The organism is Micromonospora sp. NPDC004540, assembly GCF_040610095.1.
Lineage (GTDB): Bacteria > Actinomycetota > Actinomycetes > Mycobacteriales > Micromonosporaceae > Micromonospora.
Window position 1 is genome coordinate 21,367 of the sequence record NZ_JBEXLR010000076.1, and the last position, 9,805, is coordinate 31,171.

Below are 9,805 nucleotides of genomic sequence, written 5' to 3' on the forward strand. Positions count from 1 at the left end.
CGTCTGTGCGTACGAGATCAGGGGCCCGCGCCGGCATGGCCGTCGCGCTCGCCGCGGTGCTCGCCCTCGGCTCGGCCGGCTGCGTGCCCGTCGACCAGCCGGACACGCCGCCCAGCAGCGCCGGCAACGTCGACCAGCAGCTCGGTGAGCTGACCGTGGCCGCCGCCGGGTCGATGAAGGGCTACAGCCGCACCCGCTTCCCGCACTGGCGGGACACCGGCAAGAACTGCGACGTGCGGGACAGCGTGCTGCAACGCGACGGTGAGGGCACCAAGCTCTCCGGCTGCAACGTGGTCGGCGGTCGCTGGGAGAGCCCCTACGACGGGCAGGCGCTGACCGATCCGGCCGACGTGGACATCGACCACATGGTGCCGCTGGCCAACGCGTGGCGCTCCGGCGCCGACGAGTGGGACGACTCGAAGCGCGGCGACTTCGCCAACGACCTGACCCGGCCGCAGCTGATCGCGGTTTCCCTCCGCGCCAACCGGGCAAAGGGTGACCAGGACCCGTCCCAGTGGAAGCCGGCGAACCGGTCGTTCTGGTGCCAGTACGCGGCGGACTGGGTGACGGTCAAGCACTACTGGCGGCTGACGGTGACCAGTGCCGAGAAGGCCGCCCTCACCGACATGTTGGAGGGCTGCACATGGGCGAACAAGCCGTGACCGGGGCCGGTGGCACACCGGCGCCGCCGGAGAGGACGCCGGACGCGACCGACGCCGCGGCGGCCGCCGGTGGCGGGACCGGGCCCGGCCCGACCTCGGCCGGGATGACGGCCGACGGCACGCCGGCCGCCCCCGCCGACGTCTCCGGGGCCGGGATGTCCGCCGACGCCACGCCGACCGCGCCCGCCGCGGCCCCGCCGGCGCCCGGCGCGCAGGAACGGACCAGCGACATCACCGCCGGTCCGGGCGGGGTGATGACCGACGAGGCCGGCGTGGTGACCGGCGACCTGACGCTGCGCACCGAGTACGCCGACGGCCAGGTCACCCTGCGGGTGCAGTACAAGGACGCCGACGAGTGGTACGCGGTGACCGGCGGCCGCGTGCCACTGGCCGACCCGGCCGCGCTGGACGCCGTGCACACCGTCGCGGTGGCCCTGCTCAACCGCCCCGAGGGCTGACCCGCCGATACGCGACGAGGCCCCTTCCCCGGCTGGGGAAGGGGCCTCTTGTCGTCACGTCACGGGGTCGGGATCAGCTCGCCCGTGTCGCCCGGCGCCGCGCTGTCGTCCGGCCGGACCAGCTCCGGCTCCACCTCGTGCGGCCGGATCCGGCCGGCCGCGATGTCCTCCGCGAAGTGGCAGGCCACCCGGTGCCCGCCGAGCACCTCGCGCAGCGCCGGCCGCTCGTCGGCGCAGCGGGTCGGCTGGGCCCACGGGCAGCGGGTGTGGAACCGGCAGCCGGCCGGCGGGTTCGTCGGCGAGGGCAGGTCGCCGGCGAGCAGGATCCGCTCCCGGCGGTCCTCCACCTGCGGGTCCGGCACCGGCACGGCCGACATGAGCGCCTTGGTGTACGGGTGCATCGGCTCCCGGTAGAGGTCGTCGCTGGACGCCTCCTCCACCAGGCCGCCGAGGTACATCACCCCGACCGTGTCGGCGATGTGCCGGACCACCGCCAGGTCGTGGGCGATGATCAGGTACGTCAGGCCGTGCTCGTTCTGGAGTTCCTCCAGGAGGTTGATCACCTGGGCCTGGATCGACACGTCCAGCGCGGAGACCGGCTCGTCGGCGACGATCAGGTCCGGGTCGAGCACCAGCGCCCGGGCGATGCCGATGCGCTGCCGCTGGCCGCCGGAGAACTCGTGCGGGTACTTGCTCAGCGCCGAGGCGGGCAGGCCCACCGCGGCGAGCGCCTCCCGGAGCCGCTTGGCGGTGGCCGCCTTGTCCTTGGCCAGGCCGTGTGCCTTGAGCCCCTCGACCAGCAGCGACTCCACCGACTGGCGGGGGTCGAGGCTGGACAGCGGGTCCTGGAAGATCATCTGGATCCGGCGGCGCATCCGGCGCATCGACTCGCCCTTGAGCGCGCGGATGTCGGTGCCGTCGAAGACGACCTCGCCGTCGGTCGGCTCGACCAGCCGCAGCAGGCCCCGGCCCAGGGTGGACTTGCCGCACCCCGACTCGCCCACCAGCCCGTAGGTCTCGCCCTTGTTGATGGAGAGCGAGACGCCGTCGACGGCGTAGACGTAACCGACGGTGCGGTCGAAGAGCACACCGCTCTTGATCGGGAAGTGGACCTTGACGTCGCGCAGTTCGACCAGTGGTCCGGTCCGCTCGGTCGACTCGGTCACGGCACCGCCACCTCCTCGGAAACGGGGTTGTTGCAGCGCAGGTCGCCGCCGGTCGCGGTGGGGTCGAGCGGAGGCGTGCCCTCCAGGCAGGCGTCCACCACGTTGTCGCAGCGGGGGGCGAACGCGCACCCCTCGACCCACGGGATGTTGTCGGCCACCGAGCCGCGGATGGCGTGCAGCCGCTCGCCCCGGGGCGAGTCCAGCCGCGGCACCGAGTTGAGCAGCCCGTGCGTGTACGGGTGCCGCGGCCGGGCGAACAGCTCGTGCCGGGCGGCCCGCTCGACCACCTTGCCGCCGTAGAGCACGTTGACCGTGTCGCAGAGGCCCGCCACCACGCCCAGGTCGTGCGTGATCATGATCAGCGCGGTGCCGGTCTCGTCGACGAGCTGCTTGAGCAGGGTGAGGATCTGCGCCTGGATGGTCACGTCCAGCGCGGTGGTCGGCTCGTCCGCGATCAGCAGCCGCGGCTTGCAGGCCAGCGCGATGGCGATCAGCGCGCGCTGGCGCATGCCGCCGGAGATCTGGTGCGGATATTCCTTGAGCCGCCGCGTCGGGTCCGGGATGCCGACCGCGTCGAGCAGCTCCCGGGCCTCCTTCATGGCCACCTTGCGGTCCATCCCGCGGTGTCGCTCCAGCACCTCGGCCACCTGGACGCCGATCGGCACGACCGGGTTCAACGACGACAGCGGGTCCTGGAAGATCATGCCGATGTCCCGGCCGCGCCGGTCCCGCATGTCGTCCGGGCGCAGCTTGAGCAGGTCGGTGCCGTCGAAGTTGACCTCGCCGGTGACCTTGTTGCCCCGCCGGGGCAGCAGGCCCATGATCGCCAGGCTGGTCACGCTCTTGCCGCAGCCGGACTCGCCGACCAGGCCCACGGTCTGCCCCGGCTCCACACTGAAGCTGACCTTGTCGACCGCGGTGAACGGCCGCTCACCGCGACGCTGGAACACCACGCTCAGATCGCGTACGTCGAGCAGGCTCATCGGGTCACTTCCTCACGGTGCTGGTCCTTGGTCCGCATCGCCGTCACCGCCGGCTCTTCGGGTCGATCGCCTCGCGCATGCCCTCACCCAGCAGGGTGAAGCCGAGCGCGACCACGATGATCGCGACGGCCGGGAAGTAGGCCAGCTCCGGCCGGACCTCGAAGTAGCGCTGCCCGTCCACACCGAGCATCAGGCCCCACTCGGCGCGGTTGATGTCGGGGTCACCGAGACCGAGGAAGGAGAGCGAGGCCGCCTCCAGGATCGCGGTGGAGAGGGTCAGCGTGGCCTGCACGATCACGGCGGTCATCGCGTTGGGCAGCATGTGCCGCAGCACGATCGACCCCTGCTTGACGCCGAGCGCGCGGGCGGCCAGCACGTGGTCGCTCTCCCGTTGGGCGAGCATCGAGCCGCGCAACAGCCTTGCGAAGATCGGCACGTTGACGATCGCCACCGCCAGGATGACCGTCCACTGGCTGGACCGGCTGGCCATGGCCACCAGGCTGATGGCCAGCAGCAGGGCCGGCAGCGCCAGCATCACGTCGGTGAAGCGCATCAGGATGTTGTCGACCCAGCCGCCGAAGGCGCCGGCGATCGCGCCGATCAGCACGCCCAGGGCCAGCCCGATGAGCGTGGCGAGCACGCCGACGAAGAGGGTCTGGCGGCTGCCGTGGATCATCCGGGACAGGAAGTCCCGGCCGAGCGGGTCGGAGCCGAGCGGGAACGCGCTGCTGGCCCCGGGGATGTTGTCGACGGTGAGGTTCTTCGTCAGCTCGTCGAAGCGCTGCGCGGGGTCGTGCGGCGCGAGCAGCGGCGCGAAGATGGCGACCAGGATGAACAGCGCCACGATGGACGCGCCGACGATCGCCGTCGGGTTGCGCCGCAGCCGGCGGAAGGCGTCCCGGACCAGGCTCACGCCGCCCTTGTCGGCGGTGGCCTGGGCCAGTTGCTCCAGCCGGGCGCGCTTGCGCTCGCCGAGCCGGTCGATGCCGCGCGGCAGGGTGCCCTCGCGCTTCTCCTCGACGGCGGCGGGGTCCACGCTCTCGCGTGGGGCGCCCACCGTGGGCCGGGTGATCGGGTCACTCATCGCACACGCACCCTCGGGTCGATGAAGGCGTAGGAGAGGTCGACCAGGAGGTTGACCACCACGAAGACCAGTGCGGCCAGCAGGATCAGCGCCTGGAGCACCGGGTAGTCGCGGCCGCCGCTGATCGAGTTGTAGATCAGCGTGCCGAGGCCGCCCCAGTTGTAGACCCGCTCGGTGAGCACCGCGCCGGAGAGCAGCGCGCCGGTCTGCAGGCCGATGGTGGTGACCACCGGCAGGAGGGCGTTGCGCAGGATGTGCCGGCCCCGGATGGTCTTGTGGCGCAGACCCTTCGCCTCGGCGGTGCGGACGAAGTCCTCGTTGAGCACGTCGAGCACGCTGGCCCGGGTGATCCGGACGATCACCGCGAGCGGGATGGTGGCCAGGGTGAGCGCCGGCAGAATGAGGTGCCACAGCGCGTCGGCGGTGGCGTCGAACTCGCGGGTGAGCAACCCGTCGAGGACGAAGAAGCCGGTGACGTTCGTGTTGTCCACCCCGGTGCTGATCCGGCCCGAGGGCGGGAACCAGTGCATGTTCTGGGTGAACACGTCCTTGAGCAGGTAGCCCAGGAAGAAGATCGGGATCGAGATGCCGAGCAGGGTGCCGGCGATGCTCATGTTGTCGAGCAGTCGGCCGCGGTGCCGGGCGGCCAGGTAGCCGAGCGGCACGCCGAGCCCGATGGCGATGATCATGGCGGCCGCGGCCAGCTCGATGGTGGCCGGGAAGGCGCGGCCGATCACCTCGGTGACCGGGTCGCCGCTCCGGATCGAGTTGCCGAAGTCGCCGGTCAGCAGCCGCTGCATGAACTTGGCGTACTGCACCAGGATCGGCTGGTCGTAGCCGAGGGCCTTGACCAGCAGGGCCCGCCGCTCCGGCGTGGCCCGCTCACCGAGCAGCGCCTCGATCGGGCCGCCGGGGAGGTTCCGCAGCCAGATGAAGACCAGCGCGGACAGCCCTATCAGGGTCACCACCAGCTGCAGCAGGCGGCGGACTATGACTCGCAACATCTCTCACACACCAGATTCTCGGTAACAGCGGGTCGGCCCGGGCCGGGAGAGAGAGCCCGGCCCGGGCCGATTCCGCGTACGGCGTCAGCGGTCAGTAACGCCTTCAGCCAACGCTGACGGTGTTGAACCGCTCGTCGGTCAGGGGGCTGGCGACCAGACCCTTGACGTCCTTGGTGACCACGATGGCCGGCGGGGCGTGCCAGACCGGGACGGCCGGCAGCCACTTGGCGGCGATGTCGCGGTTGACCTGCTCCCACGCGGCCTTCTTGCCGGCCTCGTCGACCGTGGCGTCGGCCTTGGTGATGGCGTCGAACATCTCGGTCATCGCCTGGTCGCCGAACTCGACCTTGGCGCGGCCGAAGAAGGTGCCGACGAAGTTGCCCGGGTCGTTGTAGTCACCGGTCCAGCCGAGGATGTGCAGGTCGTGCTTGCCGAACTGCTGCACGTCGTCCTTGTAGCCACCGTTCCACGGGCGGGCCACACCGTTGACCTTGATGCCGACGGCCTGCAGGTCGTTGGCCAGGACGGTGAAGATCTCCTGCGGGTTCGGCATGTACGGCCGGGAGACGTCGGTCGGGTAGTAGAAGTTGAGCGTCAGGTTCTGGACGCCCGCGTCCTTGAGCAGCTGCTTGGCCTTCTCGACGTTGTACTCGTACTTCTGCACGTCCTGGGCGTAGCCGAGCACGGTGTCCGGCATGAACTCGTCGGCGACCTTGGTGCCACCCGGGCCCTTGGTCTGGACGAGCTGCTGGCGGTTGAGGGCGTAGGCGATCGCCTGGCGCACCCGCAGGTCCTTCAGCTTCGGGTTCTTCTGGTTGAAGCCGAGGTAGAGGATGTTGAACGCCGGGCGGTCGAGGACCTGGAAGCCCTCGCCCGCGAGCGCCTTCCGGTCGGCCGGGGCCGGGAAGTCGATGCCCTGGACGGTGCCCGCCCGCAGCTCCTGCTTGCGGGTGTTCTCGTCCTCGATGACCTTGATGACGAGCTTGTCAACCTTGGCCTTCTCACCCCAGTAGTCGGGGTTCCGGTTGAGGGTGATCTCACCCTTGGCCTTGTCCCAGCCACCGAAGGTGAAGGGGCCGGTGCCCACCGGGTGCTCGTTGGCGAACGCGCTGTACTCGAACGAGTCGCCGTTCTGCTTCACCGTGTCGGCGTCGTACTTCTTCAGCGCCTCGGGGCTGGAGATCGAGAGCGCGGTCAGCGCGAAGGCGCCGGGGAAGGCGCCCTTGTAGCGGTTCATCGTGACGACGGCGGTGCCGTCGTCCTTCGCCTCGCACTTGTTGTAGACCGGCTCGCCGACACCCTCGGCCTCGTTCTTGGCGAAGCCGCCGAAGACGTCCGAGTAGTAGATCATCTGCGACTGGGCGGCGGCGCCCTTCATGTTGAACCAGCGGTCGAAGTTGAAGCAGACCGCGGCGGCGTTGAACGGGGTGCCGTCGTGGAACTTCACGTTCTTGCGCAGGTGGAAGGTCCAGACCTTGCCGTCCGCGTCGTGCTCCCAGCTCTCCGCCAGGGCGCCCTGCAGATCGGCCGTGCCCGGCTTGTTCTGCACGAGGGTGTCGTACATCTGCCGGATCGGCCGGAAGGACTCGCCGTCGTCGTTGAAGATCGGGTCGAAGTTCTTCGGGTTACCGGCGCCCGCGAAGACGAAGGTGCCGCCGGTCTTGGCCCCACCGCTGTCCTCGTCGCGCTCGCTCTTGGCGCAGCCGGACGCTCCGACCGCCAGAGCGGCGGCGGCCGCGAGGGCCACGGCCGCTTTAAGCCTGCTCGCCTGCATCTCTCACCTCTGTCATGCGCATGTGTTCACGCCGAGCTGTGACTCAGTCCGTGTGCGGGAGGCTATGACACGACACACAGAATGCGGAACGCCCGTTAGGCAATCGCTACCAAGCCGACACCAAGCGGCCGGGTCTGACAGCGCCCCAGCTTCCGACAAACAGGACTGTCACAGCCCGGAGCAGATAGTGGGATCGGACGGATCGCCGCAAAACCGGCCATCCGTCGGCCGGCCGGCGAACCGGTGGCGAATCGCACCCGTCCCACATTCCGGATGGGCGAACGACGCCGGCCGGCCCCTGGAACGGGACCGGCCGGCATGGTCGTGGCCGGGGTCAGATCGCCCGGCGGCCCTCGAACGCGCGGCCCAGGGTGATCTCGTCGGCGTACTCCAGGTCGCCGCCAACCGGCAGGCCGCTGGCCAGCCGGGTCACCGCGATCCCCATCGGCTTCACCATCAGCGCCAGATAGGTCGCGGTCGCCTCACCCTCGGTGTTCGGGTCGGTGGCCAGGATCAGCTCGCGGACCGCACCCCCGCCCAGCCGGGTCATCAGCTCCCGGATCCGCAGGTTGTCCGGGCCGATGCCCTCCAGCGGGTTGATCGCGCCGCCGAGCACGTGGTAGCGACCGCGGAACTCGCCGGTCCGCTCGATCGCCACCACGTCCTTCGGCTCCTCGACCACGCAGAGCACCTCGTCCGTGCGGCGTGAGTCACGGCAGATCCGGCACTGCTCCGACTCGGCCACGTTGTAGCAGGTGGTGCAGAACCGCACCAGCTCCTTGACCTTGCGCAGCGCGCCGGCCAGCCGGTTCACGTCGGCGGGATCCGCCGAGAGGACGTGGAACGCGATCCGCTGGGCGCTCTTCGGGCCCACGCCCGGCAGCCGGCCCAGCTCGTCGATCAGGTCCTGGATGGCACCCTCGTACATCTGCCGGCTCAGAACCCGGGCAGGCCGAGGCCGCCCATCCCGCCCGCGACCGGGCCCATCTTCTTCTCGGTCAGCTCCCGGGCCGCCTCGGCGGCGTTGTGCACGGCGGCGACGACCAGGTCCTCCAGCGTCTCCACGTCCTCCGGGTCGACCGCCTTCGGGTCGATCTTGATCGACTTCAGCTCACCGGTGCCGGCCACCGTGGCGGTGACCAGGCCGCCACCGGCGGTGCCGGTCAGCTCCGCCTCGGCCAGCTCGGCTTGAGCCTTGGCGATCTGCTGCTGCATCTTCTGCGCCTGCTTCAGCATCTGCTGCATGTTCGGCTGTCCACCTGGGCGCACGGATGGCTCCTTCTCGCACTCGTCTGATCGGCCGCGCCCAGCCTAGTCGGGCGGCGGCACTGCTCCTCGGCGGTCGACGCGCGCTCAGCGCGCGTCCACCTCGTCGATCTTCTCGGCCCCGAACGCCTCACGGAGCAGCTGCACCGCCTGCTCCTCGCTGGACTGCCGGGCGGTCCGCTCGTCGATCACGTCGTCCAGCGGTTCGTCGCCCGGGTCGAAGCCTTCGTAGGCGGGCGCCGCCGGGGCGGCGACCGCCGACCGGTTGCCGACCGGCCCGTCGTAGTCGGGATCGTAGGGCGGCTCCCCGGCCCAGTCGACGTCCGCCGTCTTCCGGGTCGCCTGCGCCGCCCGCGGGCCCTTGCCCGGCCCGCCACCGGCGGCGGCCGCCGCCGCAGCCGCTCGGGCCGCCGCGATCGCGCTGTTCTTCGGCGTGCCACCACCCGCCGGCGACGGCGCCGTGGCCGGCGGTCCGGCCGGCTTCGGTACGGCCGGCGCCGCGACTGTCGTTGACATGGCGGCCGGCGCGGTGGGCGTGGTCACCGCGGCCACCCCGCCCGGGCGGGCGGCCTCCGGCCAGTCGTCCCCGCCGGCCACCGCCGTGGGGGCACCGCCGGTACCCGCCGGCTCCCCGACGCCACCCGGTCGGGCCGGCTCCGGCCAGTCCTCCTCGTCGTCGTCCCCGCCGGCAGCCGTCCCCTGCGTGGCCGGGCCGGCCGGCCGGCGGGCCGAACCACCGGACGGCTCCGACGCGCGAGCTCCACCGGACGGGCCGGCGGCGTTCCCGGGCCGACCCCCGGCCGAGCCACGGGCATGGTTCACCGGGGAACCGGAGCTGGCGGCATCCCCGGGCCGACCCCCGGCCGAGCCGCCGGCGTTGTTCCCCGGCGCGTCGGACGGATCGGCCGGACGGGCCGGTGCGGTGTCCGGGCCGGCCGCCGGGCGCGCCGGGGCCGTTTCGGACGCCGGGCGTGCCGGGGCCGGGTCGGAGAACGTCGCGCGGGACGAACCGGAGGGGCGGGCCGGGCCGCCGAGCGAGGCCGCGCCCCGCTCGCCGGCCACCTCGCACCGGATCTGCCAGCGGCCGCCCAACTCCTCGTAGAGCGCGTCGGTGAGCACGGCGGCGTGATCGGCCATCATCTTCGCCAGCACCGTCGACTTCACGGTCAGCACCAGTGTGTCGCCGTCCAGGTCGCGGACCACCGCGTCGCGCATCAGCGCCGCGATCCGCTTGTTGCTCCGGTTGACCTTGCCCACCACCTCCGGCCAGACCCGGCGCACCGCGACGGCGTCCAGCGCGCCGGCCGGGGCCGCGCCGGGGCGCGGCGGCTCGGGGGTGGCCGGGTCGGGCAGCACCGCGGAGGCGGGCACCGGCCGCCGGGCGGGAGCGCCGGACGCCGGACCGTCG

9 protein-coding genes and 1 pseudogene are annotated in these 9,805 nt (G+C 71.7%); 2 read left to right on the forward strand and 8 right to left on the reverse strand.

The window, feature by feature from the left end; translation table 11 throughout:
* Positions 1-35 precede the first annotated feature (35 nt).
* Positions 36-662, forward strand: a complete 627-nt coding sequence (locus ABZV78_RS22670; protein ID WP_355641503.1) for an HNH endonuclease family protein — start codon at positions 36-38, stop codon at positions 660-662.
* A complete protein-coding gene (locus ABZV78_RS22675) occupies positions 644-1,120 on the forward strand; it encodes a hypothetical protein (protein WP_355641491.1) in 477 nt (158 codons plus the stop codon). Before ABZV78_RS22670 ends, ABZV78_RS22675 begins: the two co-directional genes overlap by 19 nt.
* Before the next feature lie 59 nt (positions 1,121-1,179).
* Here the strand turns inward: ABZV78_RS22675 and ABZV78_RS22680 are convergent, their stop codons facing one another.
* From ABZV78_RS22680 to ABZV78_RS22715, 8 genes and pseudogenes are all read right to left on the reverse strand, one after another.
* Positions 1,180-2,286: an oligopeptide/dipeptide ABC transporter ATP-binding protein gene (locus ABZV78_RS22680; protein ID WP_355641493.1), complete on the reverse strand. Its 1,107-nt coding sequence runs from the start codon at positions 2,284-2,286 to the stop codon at positions 1,180-1,182.
* Positions 2,283-3,269 carry an ABC transporter ATP-binding protein gene (locus ABZV78_RS22685; RefSeq protein WP_355641495.1) on the reverse strand — a complete coding sequence of 329 codons (987 nt, stop codon included), beginning with the start codon at positions 3,267-3,269 and terminating at the stop codon, positions 2,283-2,285. The genes ABZV78_RS22680 and ABZV78_RS22685 overlap by 4 nt, the downstream gene beginning before the upstream one ends.
* Positions 3,270-3,312: 43 nt before the next feature.
* A complete protein-coding gene (locus ABZV78_RS22690) occupies positions 3,313-4,254 on the reverse strand; it encodes an ABC transporter permease (RefSeq protein WP_355641505.1) in 942 nt (313 codons plus the stop codon).
* A 95-nt stretch (positions 4,255-4,349) separates the two neighbouring features.
* A complete protein-coding gene (locus ABZV78_RS22695; RefSeq protein WP_355641497.1) occupies positions 4,350-5,357 on the reverse strand; it encodes an ABC transporter permease in 1,008 nt (335 codons plus the stop codon).
* A 103-nt stretch (positions 5,358-5,460) separates the two neighbouring features.
* Positions 5,461-7,131 (reverse strand): ABC transporter substrate-binding protein, encoded by a 1,671-nt coding sequence (locus ABZV78_RS22700; RefSeq protein WP_355641499.1) that lies wholly within the window; start codon positions 7,129-7,131, stop codon positions 5,461-5,463.
* A gap of 334 nt (positions 7,132-7,465) precedes the next feature.
* On the reverse strand, positions 7,466-8,059 hold the full coding sequence (gene recR, locus ABZV78_RS22705) for a recombination mediator RecR (protein WP_355641501.1): 594 nt from the start codon (positions 8,057-8,059) through the stop codon (positions 7,466-7,468).
* 8 nt (positions 8,060-8,067) lie between these two features.
* Positions 8,068-8,376 carry a YbaB/EbfC family nucleoid-associated protein gene (locus ABZV78_RS22710; protein WP_230689043.1) on the reverse strand — a complete coding sequence of 103 codons (309 nt, stop codon included), beginning with the start codon at positions 8,374-8,376 and terminating at the stop codon, positions 8,068-8,070.
* A 108-nt stretch (positions 8,377-8,484) separates the two neighbouring features.
* Positions 8,485-9,805: pseudogene (locus ABZV78_RS22715) on the reverse strand (DNA polymerase III subunit gamma and tau); the annotation flags it as partial.

Coding starts and splice junctions, on each gene's coding strand:
- ABZV78_RS22695 (WP_355641497.1), bottom strand. CDS start 5,357: ATGTTGCGAGTCATAGTCCGCCGCCTGCTGCAGCTGGTGGTGACCCTG.
- ABZV78_RS22700 (WP_355641499.1), bottom strand. CDS start 7,131: ATGCAGGCGAGCAGGCTTAAAGCGGCCGTGGCCCTCGCGGCCGCCGCC.
- ABZV78_RS22675 (WP_355641491.1), top strand. CDS start 644: ATGGGCGAACAAGCCGTGACCGGGGCCGGTGGCACACCGGCGCCGCCG.
- ABZV78_RS22670 (WP_355641503.1), top strand. CDS start 36: ATGGCCGTCGCGCTCGCCGCGGTGCTCGCCCTCGGCTCGGCCGGCTGC.
- ABZV78_RS22685 (WP_355641495.1), bottom strand. CDS start 3,269: ATGAGCCTGCTCGACGTACGCGATCTGAGCGTGGTGTTCCAGCGTCGC.
- recR (WP_355641501.1), bottom strand. CDS start 8,059: ATGTACGAGGGTGCCATCCAGGACCTGATCGACGAGCTGGGCCGGCTG.
- ABZV78_RS22710 (WP_230689043.1), bottom strand. CDS start 8,376: ATGCAGCAGATGCTGAAGCAGGCGCAGAAGATGCAGCAGCAGATCGCC.